At 52.3% G+C, this 20912-nt stretch carries 19 protein-coding genes; 8 read left to right on the forward strand and 11 right to left on the reverse strand.

Annotation, left to right across the window (positions count from 1 at the left end):
- Positions 1–10 precede the first annotated feature (10 nt).
- The 4 genes from WC959_01765 to WC959_01780 form a co-directional block, all read right to left on the reverse strand.
- Positions 11–1426, reverse strand: a complete 1416-nt coding sequence (locus WC959_01765; protein MFA5687868.1) for an NADP-dependent malic enzyme — start codon at positions 1424–1426, stop codon at positions 11–13.
- Between the two features lie 235 nt (positions 1427–1661).
- Positions 1662–3131 (reverse strand): cardiolipin synthase, encoded by a 1470-nt coding sequence (cls, locus tag WC959_01770; GenBank protein ID MFA5687869.1) that lies wholly within the window; start codon positions 3129–3131, stop codon positions 1662–1664.
- A gap of 11 nt (positions 3132–3142) precedes the next feature.
- Positions 3143–3550, reverse strand: coding sequence for a hypothetical protein (locus WC959_01775; protein MFA5687870.1), 408 nt, complete (start codon positions 3548–3550; stop codon positions 3143–3145).
- The gene (locus WC959_01780; protein MFA5687871.1) at positions 3547–4530 is read right to left on the reverse strand and encodes an aminotransferase class IV; all 984 of its coding nucleotides are present in this window, start codon (positions 4528–4530) and stop codon (positions 3547–3549) included. Before WC959_01780 ends, WC959_01775 begins: the two co-directional genes overlap by 4 nt.
- Positions 4531–4589: 59 nt before the next feature.
- Here WC959_01780 and WC959_01785 point away from each other — a divergent pair, with 59 nt between their 5' ends.
- Both WC959_01785 and WC959_01790 read left to right on the forward strand, forming a co-directional pair.
- A complete protein-coding gene (locus WC959_01785) occupies positions 4590–5483 on the forward strand; it encodes a PAS domain-containing protein (protein ID MFA5687872.1) in 894 nt (297 codons plus the stop codon).
- Positions 5484–5793: 310 nt separating this feature from the next.
- Entirely contained in the window at positions 5794–6165 is a 372-nt protein-coding gene (locus tag WC959_01790) for a hypothetical protein (protein ID MFA5687873.1), read from the forward strand.
- Here WC959_01790 and WC959_01795 read toward each other — a convergent pair.
- The gene (locus WC959_01795) at positions 6162–7031 is read right to left on the reverse strand and encodes a polyprenyl synthetase family protein (protein MFA5687874.1); all 870 of its coding nucleotides are present in this window, start codon (positions 7029–7031) and stop codon (positions 6162–6164) included. The two genes, WC959_01790 and WC959_01795, sit on opposite strands and share 4 nt — an antisense overlap.
- A gap of 136 nt (positions 7032–7167) precedes the next feature.
- Between WC959_01795 and WC959_01800 the strand changes: the two genes are divergently transcribed.
- The 5 genes from WC959_01800 to WC959_01820 all read left to right on the forward strand — a co-directional run bounded on the left by WC959_01800 (position 7168) and on the right by WC959_01820 (position 12057).
- Positions 7168–8883, forward strand: a complete 1716-nt coding sequence (locus WC959_01800) for a P-loop domain-containing protein (protein MFA5687875.1) — start codon at positions 7168–7170, stop codon at positions 8881–8883.
- Positions 8884–8888: 5 nt separating this feature from the next.
- Positions 8889–9335: a D-aminoacyl-tRNA deacylase gene (gene dtd, locus WC959_01805; GenBank protein MFA5687876.1), complete on the forward strand. Its 447-nt coding sequence runs from the start codon at positions 8889–8891 to the stop codon at positions 9333–9335.
- 9 nt (positions 9336–9344) lie between these two features.
- Positions 9345–10289 (forward strand): aldo/keto reductase, encoded by a 945-nt coding sequence (locus WC959_01810; protein MFA5687877.1) that lies wholly within the window; start codon positions 9345–9347, stop codon positions 10287–10289.
- A gap of 132 nt (positions 10290–10421) precedes the next feature.
- The gene (locus tag WC959_01815; protein ID MFA5687878.1) at positions 10422–11585 is read left to right on the forward strand and encodes an ABC transporter permease; all 1164 of its coding nucleotides are present in this window, start codon (positions 10422–10424) and stop codon (positions 11583–11585) included.
- Between the two features lie 286 nt (positions 11586–11871).
- Complete coding sequence (locus WC959_01820) at positions 11872–12057, forward strand: hypothetical protein (GenBank protein ID MFA5687879.1); 186 nt, start codon at positions 11872–11874, stop codon at positions 12055–12057.
- Positions 12058–12124: 67 nt separating this feature from the next.
- On the opposite strand, the gene WC959_01825 is transcribed toward WC959_01820, so the two are convergent.
- From WC959_01825 to WC959_01840, 4 genes are all read right to left on the reverse strand, one after another.
- Positions 12125–12595, reverse strand: a complete 471-nt coding sequence (locus WC959_01825; protein ID MFA5687880.1) for a methylated-DNA--[protein]-cysteine S-methyltransferase — start codon at positions 12593–12595, stop codon at positions 12125–12127.
- A 257-nt stretch (positions 12596–12852) separates the two neighbouring features.
- The gene (locus tag WC959_01830; protein MFA5687881.1) at positions 12853–13539 is read right to left on the reverse strand and encodes an outer membrane lipoprotein-sorting protein; all 687 of its coding nucleotides are present in this window, start codon (positions 13537–13539) and stop codon (positions 12853–12855) included.
- 83 nt (positions 13540–13622) lie between these two features.
- Entirely contained in the window at positions 13623–15002 is a 1380-nt protein-coding gene (locus WC959_01835; protein ID MFA5687882.1) for an MATE family efflux transporter, read from the reverse strand.
- A gap of 276 nt (positions 15003–15278) precedes the next feature.
- On the reverse strand, positions 15279–16157 hold the full coding sequence (locus tag WC959_01840; protein ID MFA5687883.1) for a DUF4886 domain-containing protein: 879 nt from the start codon (positions 16155–16157) through the stop codon (positions 15279–15281).
- A 158-nt stretch (positions 16158–16315) separates the two neighbouring features.
- On the opposite strand from WC959_01840, the gene WC959_01845 reads away from it, so the two are divergent.
- Positions 16316–18628 (forward strand): sodium-translocating pyrophosphatase, encoded by a 2313-nt coding sequence (locus WC959_01845; protein ID MFA5687884.1) that lies wholly within the window; start codon positions 16316–16318, stop codon positions 18626–18628.
- Positions 18629–18746: 118 nt separating this feature from the next.
- On the opposite strand, the gene purM is transcribed toward WC959_01845, so the two are convergent.
- Both purM and WC959_01855 read right to left on the reverse strand, forming a co-directional pair.
- Positions 18747–19778: a phosphoribosylformylglycinamidine cyclo-ligase gene (gene purM / locus WC959_01850; protein MFA5687885.1), complete on the reverse strand. Its 1032-nt coding sequence runs from the start codon at positions 19776–19778 to the stop codon at positions 18747–18749.
- Between the two features lie 114 nt (positions 19779–19892).
- Entirely contained in the window at positions 19893–20906 is a 1014-nt protein-coding gene (locus WC959_01855; GenBank protein ID MFA5687886.1) for a LacI family DNA-binding transcriptional regulator, read from the reverse strand.
- Positions 20907–20912 lie beyond the last annotated feature (6 nt).

Raw genomic sequence — 20912 nt, forward strand, 5'->3', positions numbered from 1 at the left:
GCATGTTTTCTTACCGCAGTTTATAAAACGATTCATTCGGAAGTACAGGGCGGGCCAGACCCTCTTCGCGGGCGACGCGTTCAACGGCATCCGCAACCGCATCGGCGACACGGCGGTCAAACACCGGCGGAATAATAAAATCTTCATGCAGTTCGGCATCAGAAACTAAACCGGCGATCGCCTGCGACGCCGCAACTTTCATCCCTTCGCTAATCGACCGTGCACGGCAGCGCAGCGCGCCTTTAAAGATTCCCGGGAAACAGAGCACATTGTTAATCTGATTCGGATAATCGGAGCGGCCGGTGGCCATAATGCGCGCGTACGGTTTTGCAGCTTCGGGCATAATTTCCGGGACCGGGTTGGCCATCGCAAAAATGACTGGATCGTCAGCCATATTTTTCACATCCTCTGCCGTGATACAGCCCGGAGCGGAAACGCCGAGAAACAGATCGGCACCATGCATTGCTTCTTTTAATGAACCGGCGAAATTTTCTGGATTCGTGTTCGCAGCGAACCATTCCTTTATCGCATTCATATTTTCGGTGCGGCCGCAGTAAATCGCGCCGGCGCGGTCGAAGCCGATCAGATTTTTTACACCGGCAGACAGCATGATTTTTGAACACGCCACGCCGGCGGCGCCGATGCCGTTGACAACAACTTTCAGACGTTCCATTTTTTTGCCGGTAATTTTCAGCGCATTATACAGTGCCGCGAGCGAAACGACCGCCGTACCGTGCTGATCGTCGTGAAACACCGGAATATCCAGTTCCGCTTTCAACCGTTCCTCGATTTCAAAACAGCGCGGCGCCGCAATATCTTCCAGATTAATGCCGCCGAAGGTTGGTGCGAGCAGTTTTACAGTGCGAATAATCTCTTCCGGATCTTTGGAGTTCAAACAGATAGGGAATGCATCAATGCCGGCAAATTCTTTAAACAGCATGGCTTTGCCTTCCATCACCGGCAGCGCCGCCGCAGGGCCGATATCACCAAGACCGAGCACCGCCGAGCCGTCCGAAACCACCGCCACGGTTCTGGCTTTTATAGTCAGATTATCCGCCGCCGCCGGATTGTCATGCACCGCCATACAAACGCGCGCTACACCCGGTGTGTACGCAATCGCCATCATATCCCTGTCCGATAAATCAAGCCGGCCGGTGACATCAAGTTTGCCGCCGATGTGTGAACGGAATGTAATTTCTTCAGCAGACACCACGCACGTATCGCCCGACTTTTCCAGCGCTGAAATAATTTCCTGCTGATGCCCGCTGTCGCGTGCATCCACCGTTAAACGAAATCGATTGCCCTCACTGGAGATTTTTTTAATTACGCCGCCGGCGCCGGAAACAATCTGTTCAAGCTGCGGCGCGGGAAGGGAGGATTCCACCGTTAAATCAATGCTGAAACTGGGTGTCGGATTAATTTTCATAAGCCGGACATCGTATCGTCCGTTTCCCGCCGGGCAAGCGAAAAGCGAAGTTTTGGCCTGCGGCGCTGAAGCCGTATTCATCACCGCTTGTTCTGTTTTATTTTCGCGCCGGCCGCCGCCGAAAAATCCGAGATGATGATGGATTAAAAAACGGTAGGGCGGTCAGTCCCTTGACCGCCGTAAATATTGATAAACTTTTTATCGGCGCGCAAGGGACTGCGCGCCCCGCCTATATTTATAAAACCGGACTCATTAAAAGTGCGAGATTTTCAATCAACCGGCGGTATGCCGGGCGGCGCTGCCATTCGTTCAGGCGGATTTCATCAGAATGGAGTATTTCTTCGTAAATGATGAGTTGCATGGCATTGGCAAAATGTTTGTCGTAGACTGCGACATTGGTCTCATAATTTAAAATTAAACTGCGTTCATCGAGGTTGGCGGTGCCGACAAGCGAAAATTCGCTGTCCACAATTAATGCTTTGGCGTGCATGAAGGGCGGCAGCCGTTCGAAAATCTGTGCGCCGGCGGAGAGCAGATCTTCATACAGCGCTTTGCCGGCATAACCGGCGTAACGGTGATTGTTTTCTTTCGGCACAATGAGGCGGACGTCGACGCCGCGCAGTGCGGCGGCGCGCAGTGCGCGCAGAATATCCACTGTGGGCACAAAGTAGGGTGTGACGGCGAGAATCTGTTTTTTGGCAAGTGTGATGGCGTTAAAAAATGTTTGCGTGGCGATGTCGCAACCGGAATCGGGGCCGGTATTAATGAGCCGCGCGGTGATATCGCCGGCGCGCTCAACGGCCGGAAAATAATTTTCAGAAAGCAGGTGCTCCGGCGATTCCCCGGTGATGAAATACCAGTCGCATAAAAATGAATACTGCAAGCCCTGCACGAGCGGACCCTCGACTTTAAAATGATAGTCGCGCAACGGCGGCTTGCCGGGGCGCGTGGTGTTTTTACTTTGAATATTGATGCCGCCGAAAAATGCAGTTTTTCCGTCGACTACCAGCGCTTTCCGGTGATTGCGCAGATTAATCTGAAACTGCCGTTTCAACGGATTCGCCTGCGTCCAGCCTTCGACTTTCAGATTGGCAGTTTTTTGTGCGCGGCGGAAAAATCCTTTAAACAATGCGCCGGTGGAGCCGAAACGGTCGTAGAGCACGCGCACCTGAATGCCGGCGCGCGCTTTGGACGCCAGTTCGTTTAAAAACAGTTTTCCGGTGGCGTCACCGGCAATGATGAAACTCTGCAAATGGATATGATGTTTTGCATTGCGAATGGCCTCCAGCATCTGCGGGTAGGCGTTATCGCCGGTAACGAGCGGCGTAATTTTATTACAGGTGTGCGCCGGATATTCGGGCATCAGTGCATCCAGTGCGCGATCGAACTCGGTGTGGAAAACGCTTGCTGTCCGCGTGCTTTTACATTCGCGCCAGTAGGCCTGCGGCGATGAACGGCGCTCATCTTTGCGTGCGCGCAGCAGCCGTTCATCTGCCAGCAGTTTTTGCTGTCCGCGATCCGGCACGCGGTCGACGCCGAAGCCGAGATACACCAGCGCACCGATAAACGGAAATGACCATGTGACAAAAATCCACAGGATCGTTGCGCCGGGATTCCGGCGCCGGTGCAGACAGTGCAGAGAGACAGCTGCAAATATACTCAGATGCAATGCACCGGTGATCCACAGAATAATTTGATGATGCATGATCGGAGTTTTTACAGCGCCGGCGCAGGGCGGTCGAGTTTATTAACGCGCAGCGGATAGCGGATTTTCAGGTCGCCGTCTAAAAGGATTTCAACCCAGTAGACACCGGGCGCAGGGAAGGTGACATTGATGAAAACCTCGACGCTGGTCGCCGCAGCCTCCGGCGACGGCAGGTTGACCCGCACATCCTGTCCGGCGGCAAGTACTGTTTTCTGATCGGTATTTAAAATCTGCGAGCGCTGGATAAAGTTACCGGCGCCGTTGCACCAGCGGGTAACGAGGCACATTTTCATGAATGTCACCGGCAGCTGTTCGGAGTGGATGGCGTCGAAAATTCCGATTAGCATGAATTTGCCGTTGCGCTCCTGCCGGACGTCGTCGCAGATCAGGCTGGATTGGAGATCCGGCAGCATATTCATTGGAAGACCTCCGTTAATGTCTCGCTTTTGGGTGTCATATCGTGGTTCAACAGATTGAGCAGCTGGCCGGCCACCGGTCCCGGAACTCCGGCGCCGACGGGTCGGCCTTCCCATTCAACCACCGGAGTGACGTCGGCGGTGGTGCCGAAAATAAAAATTTCTTTAGCGGCGGCGGCCGTCGCCGGGGAAATATTACGGTATTCGGCGATGCGCAGCGTCCCGTTTTTGACCAGCGATTGTGCCAGCTCAAGTGCGCGGCGCGCTGTGGTGCCGGAAAGGATAAAGTCCGGCATCGGCATCAGCAGCTCATTGTCCGGCGTAAGAATGCCGATGTTTTCCGTTGCGCCTTCGCCGAGATTGCCGTGCGGATCAAGCGAAATTACAAAGTCCAGTCCGCGCTGACCGGCTTCAAGTTTCATCAGCACATTCGGCAGATAATTACAGGTTTTTATCGTGGCGAGCTCCGGCGGTTTCACCGGAATTCTGCTGATGCCGGCGCGGGCCGGTTTCAGCATGCCGTTTTCAATGCGCGCGGTGTAGCGATATGCGACCACATAAAGCACCGGTCCGTTACAGAGCGCCGGATCGATGCCCATATTTTCCGTACCGCGCGAAATGAGTACACGGATGAGACACTCTTTTTTTCCGCCGGCGCGAATGACAGCACAGATAATTTCTAAAAGTTCAGCGTGTGTGCAGGGAAGTTCCATGCCGATGCCGCGCGCGGAACGTTCGAGGCGGGTGAAGTGTGCGGCGGCGTTATAAAGCTGCCCGTTTAAACATTTGAGCGATTCGAAAACGCCGTCCCCGCGTTGCGGCAGATGATCGTCGACCGGAATATTCATCAGCGCCGGATCGGTGGTGATGCCGCCGGTGATGCCGGAATACATGGCAAAAAGAAGTTCCGCAGCTCCGGCGCGCGCGCGGCGCTGTGCGGCAATCCACTCTTCTCCGCTTAAAAGTTTTGCCGTTTTCGTCATAAAAAAACCATACGCTAAAGATTCGCCCCGCTGAAGATTTATATTATACTCTTTGCATTATGAAAAAGAAAACCCAGTTTGCGCCGGCGGAACGTGCGCCACAGAAAGAAATTATTCAGCTGTACGAAAAGCTGGCTGCTCTTCCCCTCCTTTGTGATTTTATGAACACCGTGCCGAATGTGATGGTGGTACTGAACAAATGCCGGCAGATTGTATTCGGCAATCAAGCGTTTGCTGAACTTACCGGCGCAGAGGATCCCTCTGCAGTCATTGGAAAACACCGTTGCGCTCTCCTTCCCTGTCCATACCGGCACGCACTCGGCAAACGCCCCGGCGAAGCACTGCGCTGTATTCATACAGATACCGGAGAGGATTGCGGAACCACGCTGTTCTGCCGCAGTTGCGGTGCGGTGAATGCAATTCTTAACAGCCAGATCAATGGACGGGGTGATATTCAGGAATGCCGGCTCATTTGCGGCACCATCGGCCGTCCGGAAACAGCACTCGATCTGCGTGTCTGGACGCGGCAGATCGAGGTCGACAGCGAACGGCTGACGGTATTTTCAGTTATGGATATCAGCCACGAGAAACGCCGCAAAGAGCTGGAGTATATTTTTTTCCACGATGTTTTGAACAACGCCAGCGGTGTGTGCGGACTGGCCACGCTGCTGAACGAGACAGTACCGCCGCCGGAAAAAACCAAAGAGATCGCCGGACTGATTACCCGCGCATCCACACAACTGATCGACGAAATTTCATTGCAGCGGCTGCTCACGGCGGCAGAAAGCGGCGACCTGAAAGTCTATCCGCAGGAAATCGATACCGCCGACATCTGCGCCAAAGCAGTACAGACTATTGAAACACTGCCCGCTGCCAAAGGAAAAAAATCATCTATAAAAGCGTTGAAAACATTCGGTTTATCTCCGATCCGGTACTGCTCGATCACGTCCTGACGGCACAGATTAAAAACGCCATTGAGGCTGCAAAGGAAAACGATACCGTTACGCTTGATATTGAGGCCGGTGACGATACAATTTGCTTCCACATACAGAACAGTGCGGTAATCCCGCACGACATCCAGCAGAAAATTTTTTCACGGATCTTTGCGCCGGACCGCGCCACGCGCGGACTCGGTACCTACTGTATGAAACTGCTCACCGAACAGTACCTCGGCGGAGAAATTTCATTCGTATCCAACGAAAAAAGCGGAACTGTTTTTACCGCCAGTTATCCGCGAATTTTGAAACTGCCGGAAAATAAATCATGAATGTTGAAATCATCTGTACGCAGTGCGGCATGGAAGCATTTCTCAAGCGCGAACCCGTGTATGACGGGTTCAAAAAAACCGGCGAAGAGCTGAGCTGTTCCGCCTGCGGAGCTGTTTTCCCGTCGGAAGAAAACGTGCCGTTTAAAGCCCGGGAAAGAATACCGGAAATTTTTACAGATGCCGACCGCCCGGAAACACCGGATATATTTATTGAAGGTGAAAACCGTGTTATCTGCCGGTATTGCGCGAGCTATGTTATCAATCCCTTTATGCAATTCTGTGGGCACCACAAAAAAGAAATTCAGGCCACCGATACCTGCAGCGATTTTTCACTCGCGCCGGAAAATCCGGCACCGCCGGTGTTTTAAAAATTCCGGCGGATAATAAAATGCGCCAGTTGCCGGAGGCGCTCCGGCGCCGGAAAAATTTTTAATGCATCGAGTGCGGCGAGTTCCATTTGCCTGGCATCGGCTTCTGTTTTTTCGACACCGTAAACGGCGGGCCAGGTGATTTTGCCGCGCGCTTTGTCAACGCCGGTGTTTTTGCCGAGTTGTGCAACACTGGCACGTTCATCGAGCAGATCATCCGTGAGTTGAAAGGCGAGTCCGATATTTTCACCGAATTCGGCGAGCTTCTCTAATTCGGCCGGGCTGCCGCCGGCGCAGATTCCGCCGAGTGTACACGCAGCACGGATAAGTGCAGCGGTTTTGTTGCGGTGGATATAGTTTACAGTTTCGGCATCCGGCGTTTTACCTTCGCTTTCGATGTCAATCATCTGTCCGCCGATGACGCCGCAGCTTCCGGCGGCACGTGCAAGTTCAAGCACAAGCGCTGTGCCGGCTTGCGGAATTCCGGCAAGAATTTCAAATGACAGCGTGAGCAGGGCATCGCCGGCGAGAATAGCCGTGGCTTCGCCGAACTGAATGTGGCAGGCCGGACGTCCGCGCCTGAGTTCGTCGTCATCCAGCGCCGGCAGATCATCGTGAATCAGTGTATAGGTGTGAAGCATTTCGACGGCGCACGCGGCATGCATCGCATCAGATTCTTTTCCGCCGCATGCTTCGGCGGCGGCAAGACAAAGCAGGGGACGGAGGCGCTTGCCGCCGGCGAATATGCTGTAGCGCATGGCGGCATGCAGGCGCTGCGGTTGTACGGTTTCTGCCGGCAAAAGACAGTCGAGCGCCTGATTTATAACGGCGCTTTTTTCCTGTATAAAATCATTCAGTTCATTCATCCGGCATATCATATCCCGGCGTCTTCAGTAGTAAAGCAATACGCGCGGAATGATTTGACACGCCGCCGCCGGACAACCTATTATCCCCGTTCATTTTCAATTGTTAAGGAAAACCAAGAAACAGGGAAGTTCGGCTATGAAGGATAGAAAAGAGTTTTACAGCGTACTGGGTGAAATTAACGGTCTGCCGTTTTCTGAATACGAACGCATCATCGGCGATTTCGATTTTGCACGCTATGTGATTAAGTGCACGCAAATTGATTGCACCGGCGAAGAGCATCCGGTGTTTAATATCCGCATTCCGCAAACCATCGCCGAGCTGCCGGGACATCTTTACGATTCGCCGGTGCGCCGTACTGCGCTGGAAGATTATCTGACGCGCAATCTCGCTGAAACCGCATCCAAAATTGCACGCTTCAGCCCCAGCGGCTGGGCGCGCCGGAACGTGATTGTATCGGAGCCGGGACAGAAAATTCTGCCGCGCACGTCTGTGGTTATAACGAAGGAATATATTGATGTGCGCGTGCGTGTTGTGCTGCCGTTCAAAATATTTGATTCCGGCGAACGGCTGGTTGACGGCGAAATGGCGCGCCAGGTGTTTTTTGAAGACCTGCCGAAAATTGTTGCCAGCATTTACTGCTGCAACCTTGATACCGGTGCAGTTGAAAACTTTGTGGACAGCATGGAGGATGCTGACCGCGTCCGCCAGAATCTCGGTACGCTCGGCCTCGTCAGCTTTATTGGCGAAGGCGCATTTCTTGCCCGTGAGCAGGATAATGATCAGCCCGATCTCGATAATATCGTGCCGTTTGACGTCGCCGAAAACGCACAGGTTACGATTGACGTGCCGAATGCCGGCCAGCTTAAAGGTCTTGGAATTCCGGCGGGGCTTACCGTCGTACTCGGCAGTGCGTCCACCGGCCGCAAAGATTTCATGAGCGCGATTGCCTCCGGTGTTTATAATCATATTCCCGGCGACGGTCGCGAAAATGTGGTGACGGTTTCTGACGCGGTACAAATTGCAGTTAACCGCGGACGCAGCGTGCAGGAAGTGAATATTTCACCGTTTATCACCGAAATGGACGGTGCCGACACGACGTCCTACAGCACCGCCGCTGCAGACTCGTTCATTTCGCAGGCCTCTGCTACGATCGAAGCTCTTGAAGTCGGTGCACGCGTACTGATTTTTGACGAAAATTCGTCATCGCCGGCATTTCTGACGACCGATTCTCGCGTCGCCGGACTGCTGCAGGAAACGTCACGTGTATCGCTTGTACGCCGCGCGCGTCAGATGGTTGATGAACTCGGCATTTCAATCGTCGTCGGCGGTGAAAACGTCGTCGCCGAATTTATACCGGTCGCCGACACGATTCTGAAAGTTGAAGATTTTGAAGTCACCGATATTTCCGGAGAAGCAAAAGCGACGGAAATGCCGTTGCCGGCAGAAGCACCGGCGGTGAACCTCGCCTCGATGCTCGGCCGTTCGCGCTGGGTTATGCCGAGCAGCATTGATGCTGTTGTCGGCAACCGCGATCAGGTTATTGAAGCGCTGGACGTTTTCACAATCCGTTTCGGCCGCTCAATGATCAACCTGTCTGACATTGTTCAGATTGCCGATGAAGACCAGACGCGCACAATCGGACTGCTGCTGTACTATGCTAAATTACGTTACATGCAGGAAGGCTATCCGTTGCGCGAAATTCTCGATATGATCGACCGCGATATCAGCAGCGAAGGACTCGGCTCCATCACGCGCGATCTGCGCGGTGATCTTGCACGTCCGCGCCGTTATGAACTCGCGGCAGCGCTCAACCGCCTGCCAGGTTTCCGCGTATCGCACGTTACCGATTAAGCTTTATGCGGCTGGTTGTCCAGCGTGTGAAGGCCGCGGCAGTAAAAGCCGGCGAAGGAACCGCCGGCGCAATCGAAAGCGGTCTGCTTGTTTTAGTTGCGGTATCGCACGCCGACACACCGGCGGATGCCGCGTTCCTTGCAAAAAAAACCGTCAACTTACGGATTTTTGATGACGCCGATGGAAAAATGAATCTGTCCGTGCTTGAGACCGCCGGTGCAATTCTTGCCGTCAGCCAGTTCACACTGTACGGCGATTGCCGGAAAGGCAACCGTCCGAGTTATATCGAAGCCGCCGTACCGGAAAAAGGCAGAGAGCTTTATGAAGAATACATTGCACAGCTTCGTCGGTACGGACTGCCCGTCGCCACCGGTATCTTTCAAGCCGAAATGGAAGTCAGTTTAATAAACGACGGACCGGTAACTTTGATTCTGGAAAGCACCGGAAAATAAATTTTTGTTATGAAATATAATAAATTAGGGCAAACCGGTATTGAAGTTTCAGCGCTGACGATCGGCGCGTGGCAGCTGGGCGGCCCGCTGTTTTTTGACGGCGAACCGGACGGTCATCCGGATCCGGGCAAAGAAAATGCTATCCGAATGATTCATGAACTCGGCGATCTTGGCATTAACGCCATCGACACAGCGGAGCAGTACAGTGCCGGCGAATCGGAGCGGCGCACCGGCGAGGCGCTGAAAAACCGGCGGGATAAATGGGTGATTTCAACCAAATTCGGTTATCGCGTCGGTCTGGGCAATACGCGCGAAGACGATTCGTCGCCGCCGACGATACTGCCAAGTCTGGAAGGATCGCTGCGCCGGCTTGGAACGGATTACATTGATGTTTTTCTGTATCACTGTGCGCCGGAAATTGAAGATATCGCCGCCGGACGCGAAATTCTGGAAAAAGCCAAAGCGCAGGGGAAAATCCGCGCTTACGGAATCTCAACCAACAACACCGAATTGGTACGTGTAATGATTGCCGCAAATACGGTCGATGTACTGCAATTTGCTACGAATTTACTTGATCCGGCGGTGGAACTCAGTGCACTGGCGCATGAAGCCAATCTCGGCACGCAGTTGCGCGGCGTAATGGCGCAGGGACGGTTGAGCGGCAAATATTTTCACACCGCACCGGAATTTCGTGCCGACGACAACCGTACGAAAATTACCGGCGATGATTTTTCGCGCTATGTTGCATTTGAGCCGCTGATTCCGGCGGGTTATACGATGGCGCAGGCGGCATTGCGCTGGGCGCTCGACCGGCCGGGGCATCATACCGTCTGCCTCGGTGCGAAAAATATGAAAGACTACCGCAGCGCTGTGGCCGCACTCGATTTACCGCCGTTGACTGACGAAACGCGCGCCGCACTGGTAGGGTGCGCGCAAGGATTGCGCGCGGAATAATGGAAAGGATGAAACATTGGAATAAATAATTCTTTATTCAGGCATTCCATTATTCCAACATTCCACTTTATGAAGTCATTTTCTCTTTTTTTGGCATTTAAATATCTGCGGCCGAAACGGTCCTTTTTATCAATGGTCACCATTTTGTCACTGCTCGGCGTGACGCTTGGCGTGGCAGTGCTGGTAGTGGTGCTTTCCGTGATGACAGGTTTTGACGAAACATGGCGCGATAAACTGCTTAGCTTTAATGCGCACATTAAAATCACCGAGTATGGCGGAACCGTAACGCACCCGGAAATGGTATTAGACTCAATTAAAAATCTGGATGGAATCACCGGCGCGGCGCCGAATCTTGAGGGGCTGGTGTTCATGCAGGCCGGGGATAATGTGCATACGCCGCTGCTGCGCGGAATCAACCCGGAGCTGGAGCGCACAGTCAGCCGTGTGCCGGATTACATGATCGCCGGCGAATTTTCGACGGGCTACGATGAAATTATTATCGGCAGTGATCTTGCGCTGCGCATGGGGTTGGGGGTTGGCGACAGCGTGCTGGTCTATTCGCCGCAGAATTTTGTTTCACAGGATGAGTTGCGTCTGCCGGCAGAATTGACGGTGAGCGGAATTTTTGAAGTCGGCATGTGGGAGATCGACACCGGTTATGTGCTCACATCGCTCGAAACCGCGCGCGGCATTTATAATGTCGAACAGGGCGTGCACAGTATTCAGGTGATGACCGACGATCCGATGCGCGCTCCGGAAATTGCATCGAATATTCGCCATGTACTCGGGCCGATGTTTGCGCCGCGTACCTGGATTGATCTGAACCGGCAGATTTTCACCGCGCTGCAAACCGAAAAAAACATGATGTTTTTTCTGCTCATCTTCATCACCATTGTCGCAGCGTTCGGAATTACCAATACGTTGATTACGTTAACAGTGCAAAAAACGCATGAAATCGGATTGCTGAAAGCGCTGGGATTTTCCAGTCGCCGGATTATGGGAATTTTTTTGTGGATCGGCGCAGTGCAGGGCGTCATCGGCACCGGACTCGGGCTCGGACTCGGTTTGCTTGCGCTGCATTACCGCAATGAACTGTTAAATTTTATTTCAATGCAGTTTCGCGTCGACCTGCTGCCGAAAGAGCTTTATCAGCTCAGCCAGATTCCGGCGCATACCACCGTCCAGGACGTGACCATTGTTTGTATCACTGTTTTAATCATCTGCACGCTCGCCGGACTCATTCCCGCCTGGCGCGCCGCGCGGCTCGAGCCGGTGGAGGCGTTGCGGAATGAATAATTTTTGAACCGCGAATATACGCGAATGGGAACGTCGGACAGGCGTTCTGCCGGTCCACGTTTGAACGGAAATTTCTACATAAGGGTTCCAGCCGCGAATGAAATAGAAACCATATGAATGCCTGCCAGATAATCGGTACTGTTAATGAAATTCAGCAGTGAGTTTTTTGTATTCTTTATGCGGTCGAAGACAGAACACCACGGCTTTAGCCGTGGATGAATGAGCCTCCTGATTGCCGCGAACGCAAAGTTTCGCGGCGTTCAGGTCAGCTCCGAGAGGAGCTGTGATGAAAAAAGAACCCCGAGTTTACTCGGGGGTATCTATATTTTTTCGAACACTTCACCGATTTGTATTTGCAGCGCCGTTGCCGCTTTCCCGGTTGCTGCTTTCTTTCAGAAAGCCCCTCTTCGAGTCTTCAAATACGGCAAATAAAAATTTAGCGGATGACAGTGCGGCGCGCCGTTTCCTGTAAAACCTCTTGACTTCAGTGCGTCTTTTCTACTTTCACCGTAGAATAACAGACTCGCAGTACAGTTTGTTTACAGCAGCACGCCTTCGAGTTTTAACAGGCGCGTTTTAAAATCAAGTCCCGCCGAATATCCGGTTAGGTTGCCGCTGGCACCGATCACGCGATGACACGGAATGACAATGTTCACCGGATTCAGTCCGTTGGCGCGCCCCACCGCCCGGGATGCTTTCGGATGCCCGATCTGTTTGGCAATCTGTCCATAGGTACGGGTTTCGCCGAAAGGAATTGTAAGCAGCGCCGCCCAGACTGCACGTTCAAACGCCGTGCCTTCCGGATTCACCGGGAAATCAAACCCGGTGCGGTTCCTCCCAGCGAAATACTCCTGCAGCTGACGTCCGGCTTCAAGCAGCAGCGGTGTTTCTTCAATTTCGTATTCCGCCGGTTTGACCGTTCCGGCGAAAAAAATATTTGTTACCGCGCCGGCAGTTTCTGCGATTCCTATTTCGCCCATCACTGTTTGAAAAAAACAGGCTTTTTTCATTTAGCTCTCCAGTTAACTGAGCATAACGTATCATAAAAACAATATACGACGGACTGTTTTCGGACATCAAATAATCTTTCAAAAACAAAATTCCAGTGTTTCAGCAGTGGGGCGGTCAGTCCCTTGACCGCCGCTGAAATGGAATATTCAAATTGACGGCGCGCAAGGGACTGCGCACCCCAAAAAATACGTTACGTTGTGCTTCTATGCTTTTGTTCCTTTTGCCGCTAATGCCTCGTGCCTGATGCCTTTTTTTCTCATTCAAGCGGCTCAACGGTCTCAATCCGCAGCGATGCGCGCCGGTTTTCAGCAGGATGAATAATATCGAGATCTTTCACCATCCAGAGCCCGTCAAATTCTTTAACGCTAATGACTTTAATTTCCTTTGTCAGTTTTCCGGCGGCGTTCTGCTCTTTTGCGCCGAGCATCCTGCCGGAGTCTTTTTCGATCCAGAGCCGCAGTTGCTTGTCACCGCGCAGAACGGAAATCACATAACAGTCACGTCCAAGCCGTTTGCCGGTTTCTACTGTTTTTGCGTCTTTGCTCCACAAAAACGAAAATGAAAGATCGGACCATGTTATACCGATGCCGCCGATTTCATCCGCCGGATTAAATTCCGGTGCCGGGATTCCGTTTTTAACGTAATCAAACACTGCGCCGGAGTTTTTCCATTTAATTTCGAGCAGTTCCAGGCTGTGCGTTTTTTTATCCTGAATCCGGTAGGCGGCGCGCGGCGGATTTTCACCCCAGTATAAATCCATTTCAATGGCGAGTTCGCGCCGGACAAATCCGTTCGGTGCGCGGTCTTTCAGCGCGCCGGTTAATCGCACGGGTGCGGTTGGCAACTGCTGCCGTGCGTGTGTCAGGATTTTCCCCGCCGCCGGCAAATCCTCTGCAATTACGGAAATTCCGGCAAGTAAAACCAAAATGAATTGTTTAAACATGCATCTATCTTAAAACTGCCGGGGAGATTTTTACAGCAGTAAACAAGGAAATTAAACCTGTGGCTGTGCTGGATCAGATTTGTTTAATTTGCCGTTTGTGAGCAAAGATGCCGGAGTTTTTTGTATTCCGGTATGATTAAACACAGCGTGATTGCGGTAACCATCAGATCCGCCAGCGGATAAGCTGCCCAGATTCCAGGCAGTCCGAAAATATACGGCATAAGTATGATGACCCCCGGCATGACAATTCCCATGCGCAGCAGGCTGAGCATAATGGTGATTTTCGGCCGTCCAGTGGCCTGAAAAAAATTGGACGACAGTGTAAAAAACGCCCACGTCGGCACGCCGATCACAAAAATGCGCAGTGCCGGTGTCCAGGCCTGCACCATCGCGGCATCGTGCCGGCAGAACATGCCGAATGCCCACGGCGCAATACCTTGGACAATAATCATTAGAAACAGCGCGATACCGGAGGCGGTGAGAACGGAAAGTTTCAGGCATTGTGCAACACGCCCGTAAAGCTGCGCGCCATAGTTATAACCGATGATCGGCTGATAACCGAACATGATGCCCATGCCCGGAATGGTCATCAGCATAAAAATGGATGCGTTAATCACCATAACCGCTACGGCAATATCACCGCCGTATTTCAGCAGCGTATGGTTCTGCACAATTGCCATAATCGCCAGCATTCCCTGCGCGAGGAACGGCGAAATTCCAATGTAACACATGCGGCAGAAAAGCGCTTTGTCGAACCGGAAATATTTCCACCGCAGTGTCAATGACCGGTGTGGACTGCGCCGGAAATGCCAGAACACTAAAATGCTGGACAGCAGTTTTGAAATTCCGGTGGCCCACGCGGCGCCGGCGATGCCCATGTTGCATGGAAAAATAAAAATGTAATCAAGAATAATGTTTGCCACGCAGCCGGCCGCGATATTCCACATTGAAAAACGGGGATTGCCTTCTGAACGAATGATGTGATTGGTACCCATTGCCATAAAATCGAACGGCATAAAAAAAAGCAGAATGCCGAAATATTCTTTGGCATAGGGAGCGGTTACATCGGTCGCGCCAAACAGCCGGGTGATCGGATCGATAAACATCAGTCCGAACAGACAGGTCAGAATTCCACCAATAGTGTAAATCCAGTAAAGCGTGCCGAGAATCCGTTCCGCAGAACGGACATTGCGGCGGCCGAGCTGCAATGAAGCCAGTGTACCGCTGCCGATACCAAACATAATGCCCACCGCGATAAACAGCATGAAGATCTGGAATGTAATTCCAATGCCGGCAATGGCTTCTGTGCCGAGTTTATAGCTGATGAAAATGCGATCGACGATGTTGTAGATCGTCATCATAAAAGAGCCCAGTGCTGCCGGAATGCTGTACTTTAAAATCAACCCGAACATTCCGGCAGTGCGGAATTCTTCAGAAACGTTACTGATTTTATGATGGTTCATTACAGAATTTTTTAAGATAAGCGGTCTAATGTACGCCGCTTTTTCAGTAAATCAAGACAGTCAGCCGGCATTCGGCCTTGCCGGCGGCCGTTAGCTGAAGGTAACGAAGACAAACGAAAGGAAAACGGGATGAGCTTCGCGATCTTTTTGTTTAGAAATGTTTACCCGGAAGCCTGCACCGGCCGCGCAGAGAAAATTAAATCTGTTTATATCTGCGGGTAAATTTTTTGACCTAAACGAACGCCCGGCAGATAATCGTTATAGTTTTCAGTCGGATTATTTTGTTTTAAAACTGGATTCAGTGACAGAAAACGGCGTTTTTACAGCGTTATTGACTGCTTCTTTAATGACAGGCAGAAGCTCCGGCGGGACTTCATCTGCGTTTGGTACCCAGGAGATGTCATCAATTAAAACGCCGGTTAAGGTTTTCAGCCAGGTCATTCCGGCGATATAACGTCCGAGGTTTAATGAAAGGTGGAAACCGTCGCGCGTCAGTGTGTCGCCGATATAGCTGGTGCGCATATTTTGAATCGCAGTACCGGACGGAATTACAAAATTGATGTTTTTGTTTGGAACTATTTTTTCCTGAACGGCGGTAACAATCGCCTGATACATCATCCTTTGATCGCTGTTGTATCGTGGAAAATGCTGGTGTTTGCTGTTGGATTGATATGCCCACGTCATGTGCCACATAATTTTTGCATCCGGATTTGTCTTTTTGGAGTTGATGTATTCAACCAGATTATCAAGGTCTGAATTATACGTTTCCGCCAGTCCACTGTTTCCGCTGACCTGCTGAATGGAAATAAAATCCCAATCCTCGTCCAGTAATCCATCGTCAATCACGCTGCCTTTCCGGTCGACCCATGCACTGGAACTGTTTTTACGATAGTTATAATCCGCGAGCTGTTCCGACGCGCTCTTCCAGTGTCGTTCCAGCGAACAGCCGCCGATATTGAGATTGCCCAGCACGACCTGTTTAAAACCCGCGTTTGTTGCGATCTGATACAAATGCTGCATGGCATCAACCGAAAAACTGTTGCCGATCGCCAGAATCCGCAGCGGCTTTTGCGGCGCCTCCGGTGTTCCGCCGGAGGCGCCGGTCAACACAGAAATACTAAAACTGAGCAGGCCGGCGACAATCAATTTTTGCATGTCATCAAATATCCTTGTTTATTGAATCGGCATAGATTTTCACATTCCTTTTATTTGCACAAGGATAACCGTTGCTGTTATCTTCGGTTCTGCATATACAATGCACCGTTGAACAATAAGTATTCAGCGGGAAAAGATATAACAAGGGAAGGATAGCAATGGTCTCTGTAGTTCCGATGATGTGGTGGATTGCGCCGGTGGCGTCAATTCTTGCGCTGCTGTTTGCGGTTTATTTTTACAGAAAAATGCTTGCGGCCAATGAAGGCAATGCGACGATGAAAGAGATCGCCGGTTATGTGCGCGAAGGCGCAATGGCCTATCTCGTCCGGCAGTACAAAGTGGTGACGCTGGTGTTTCTGGTACTGCTGGCGGTTCTCCAGCTGCTGGCAATATTTGATATTCAAAATCCATTTGTACCGATCGCATTTCTGACCGGCGGGTTTTTCTCCGGTCTTTGCGGCTTCATCGGCATGAAAACCGCCACCGCCGCTTCGTCACGCACCGCCCAGGGCTGCTCCGAAGGATTAAACCGCGGGCTGCAGGTCGCCTTCCGCTCCGGCGCCGTAATGGGTCTGGTTGTGGTGGGTTTCGGACTGCTCGACATCTGTATCTGGTATTACGTTCTTGATAAACTGGTCTATACGCCGGAGAACATGGCGAACGGTCTGCACTTTCTCGGCATGACACTGGTACATGAAAACTGCACCGTGGTTGAAAAACTTGTTGCGATTACTACCACCATGATTACCTTCGGTATGGGCGCATCCACGCAGGCGCTCTTCGCGCGTGTCGGCGGCGGAATTTACACCAAAGCGGCAGACGTCGGCGCCGATCTCGTCGGCAAAGTGGAAGCCGGCATTCCGGAAGATGATCCGCGCAATCCGGCTACCATAGCCGACAATGTCGGCGACAATGTCGGCGATGTGGCCGGTATGGGCGCCGACCTGTACGAATCCTATTGCGGCTCCATTCTTGCCACCGCCGCGCTCGGCGCCGCCGTCGGCGCGCAGCATATTGCAAAAGGCATCGGAACTGTCGCGGATGCCGTCAGCCTGGTCACCGCACCGATGGTTGTCGCCGGTGTCGGTATCCTGCTCTCTATTGTCGGAATTTTTCTGGTGCGCTGCAAAGAGGGCGCAAGTCAGAAAAGCCTGTTGCATGCTCTGCTCACCGGCACGCTCAGCAGTTCCGTATTAATTATTTTAGCGCTCGTCGGCATGTGGCAGCTCGATATGATCGCCGGCGGGATTGTGCTCGCGGTAATTTCCGGACTCATCGCCGGTGTGATTATCGGTCAGGCCACTGAATATTACACATCGGATGAATATAAACCGACGCGCGGTATCGCCGGGCAGGCGCAAATGGGACCGGCGACAACTATTATTGACGGACTCGCCACCGGTATGTACTCCGCCGGTATTCCGGTCATTACAATCGTCATTGGAATTATCTGTGCATTCGGATTCGCCGGCGGTTTCAGTGATATGTCGATGGGACTGTACGGCATCGGTTTTGCGGCTGTCGGCATGCTCGCCACACTCGGCATCACGCTCGCTACGGATGCGTACGGCCCGATTGCTGATAACGCCGGCGGCAATGCCGAAATGTCCGGACTGCCGCCGGAAGTCCGTGAGCGTACCGACGCACTCGACTCGCTGGGTAACACCACCGCGGCCACCGGCAAGGGCTTTGCCATTGGTTCCGCCGCGCTCACCGCGATGGCTCTGCTCGCAGCGTATATTGAAGAGGTTAAACTCTGGATCGGCAAAATGGCCGGCAGCGACGGAACATTTCTTGGATTTACCAAAGAAACTGCGGCACATGCTGAAATGGTCGATTTCGTCGAAAAATTCGCCATGCATATCATGAATCCGCTGCTCATCTGCGGGCTCTTTATTGGCGGTATGATGGCGTTTGTATTCTGCGCCATGACCATGAAAGCCGTCGGCCGCGCCGCCGGATCCATGGTCGAAGAAGTGCGCCGGCAGTTTCGTGAAAAGCCGGGCATTATGGCCGGCACTGAACGTCCCGACTACGCCAGCTGTGTTGCCATTTCCACCGCCGGCGCACAGCGCGAAATGATTGTTCCGTCGCTGCTTGCTATCGTTATTCCGGTTGGCGCCGGGCTCATTCTCGGCGTACCGGGCGTGATGGGACTGCTCGCCGGCGGACTTACCACCGGATTCGTTTTAGCGACGATGCTCAACAATTCCGGAGGCGCGTGGGATAATGCCAAAAAATATATCGAGAAGGGCGCATTCGGCGGAAAAACACTGCCCGACGGCAGCAAAAATCCGGTTCACGGTGCTGCAGTTATCGGCGATACCGTCGGCGATCCGTGCAAAGACACCTCCGGGCCGTCGCTCAATATTCTCATCAAACTGATGAGCATGGTCAGCGTTGTCTTTACGCCGGTTGTTGTGAAATTCTCACCGATCGTGCAGGAGTGGCTGCACATTGTGACGAAATAAGGCGGTCGAAAGTCTAAAGTCCAAGTGGAAGAGGCTTCCAGCCTCTGGCCGGCGGCAGAAATGCCGCCTCCACTTTCTCAACCTTCGACGTTTGACTTTTAGACCCGAGACTTTTTTCTTAATTCACCAACACCGCTTTCCCGCTGCCTTTTTCAACGCGGCCGATGAGGATCGGTTTTTCTCCAGCGGCGCAGAGAATGTTCAGCGCGGCAGCGGAATCGGCGGCGCGCACGAAGATGCACATGCCGATGCCCATATTGAACACTCGGTACATCTCTTCATGATCCACTTTTCCGGCGCTTTCAATGAATTGATAAATCGCCGGCGTTTTCCACGTTGAGCGATCGAACACCGCATCGACGGTTTTTGGCAAAATGCGCGGAACGTTATCAACCAGTCCGCCGCCGGTAATGTGCGCCATGCCGTGAATCTGAATTTTTTTCATCAGTGCAACTGCCGGCTTCAGATAACTCTTATGCACGGCGAGCAGAGCTTTTTCGAAGGTGGTTTTTGTGCCTGGTACGGTATCGTTCAGTTTTTTCTGCGCAGTTTCAAAAATTACCTTGCGCGCCAGCGAATAGCCGTTGGTATGCAGTCCGCTTGATGGCAGCCCGATGATCACATCGCCTTTGCGAATTGTTTTGCCGGTGATGAGTTTTTTCTTTTCAACCTGTCCGATGATGGTTCCGACGAGATCGTATTCGCCGCGCGGATAGAGTCCCGGCATTTCCGCTGTTTCGCCGCCGAGCAGGGCGCAGCCGTTTGCGCGGCATGCTTTGCAAAAGCCGTCGATCACGCTTTCAAACACCTTCGGCTCCAGCGCGGCGGCACCGAGATAGTCGAGAAAAAACAGCGGCGTGGCGCCCTGAACAAGAATATCATTCACGCAGTGATTAACTAAATCCTGTCCGACGGTATTATGTTTGCCGGCCATGTGCGCGACTTTGAGCTTGGTGCCGACGCCATCCGTGCTGGCCACCAGCAGAAACTCTTTGCCCGGTGAACGGAATAAACCGCCGAACGAACCGATCTCACTCACAACGCCGGCGGTTGCGGTGGACTTGACATTCTTTTTAATCCGCTGCAGCGAATTCATCATCACATCAATATCAACGCCGGCGGCGGCATACGCACTTTTCTTTTTAGCCATAAAAACACTCCAGGTTTAAGAAGCGCACAATGTAAAGGCCGTACCGGTGTCCGGCAATCTTAAAGATGCGATAACAGATCGATGTGCTGCAAAGATGCCGGCGGCGTTAAGTGTTCAAATCGACGGTGCAACCAGCGTCCGGATGCGCGGCAGCGGCACTTTGCTGTGAATCCGGTCGTACAGATGTCCCACCGCGATTTCGCCGATCCGTTTAAAATGAACATCGATTGTTGCCGGTCTGGGCCGCAGGTTTTTCAGAACGGCGTCCTGCTTGTCGCTGCTCAACAGTGTGATGCCGGTTAACGGAATTTTATTTTTGTTGAAGTGCGGGATCAATAGGGCCGCATCAAAGTCGCTGTCGATAAAAATACCGTCCGGTTTCTTTTTTATCTGCCGGTATTTTTCAGTAATTTCATCGATATACGTTTCTGCCGGACGGGTATAAGGAAATTCAGAAAATCCTTCGCCGGCGGCAAGCGTTGTATACTCAAACAACGGATTGGACGCCCTGACACCGTGATCGCGCAGCATAGAAATTCTGTTTTGCGGACGCAGATTAATTGAAATCACGCGCCGGCAGTTGTGCTGCATAAAGTAGTCGGCGGCAAGGTGTCCAACCTCTTCATGATCCGGCAGAACCTGATCGCCCCATTCCGGACGGAACATATTATCCAGCACCCAGCAGCAATTTCGTTCGCGCAACCGATCTGCCAGAATTTTTTCAGGTCTCCAGCCGGCTAGAATAACTCCATCCGGATTGAGATTCAGAATTTCATCGGGCAGGGCATCGTAACGTGAAATAATATGCATATCCGTCCGCATCCCTTTTTGCGCGGCGGTTTCGTTAATAGCCTGTTTGATTTCCAGGATCGTCGATGAAATTTCAAGATTTTTCTGCGCCGGATCCACTAAAACAATGAATGAAACCAGTTCCCGTTTTTTGCGCGGCGGACGCGCGGTGCCGGACGGGCGGCGCTCGCTCAGTTCGAAGTTCAGATCTTTAACGACCTGCCGGATTTTTTTCAGTGTCTTCGGAGCAACAATGTTCGGTGAGTTAAGTGCGCGCGAGACAGTGGCCGGCGATACGCCGGCCTGTTTTGCTACATCGAGGATAGATACTTCTTTCATACGTTT

This window comes from Kiritimatiellales bacterium (assembly GCA_041656295.1).
Classification (GTDB): Bacteria; Verrucomicrobiota; Kiritimatiellia; order Kiritimatiellales; family Tichowtungiaceae; genus Tichowtungia.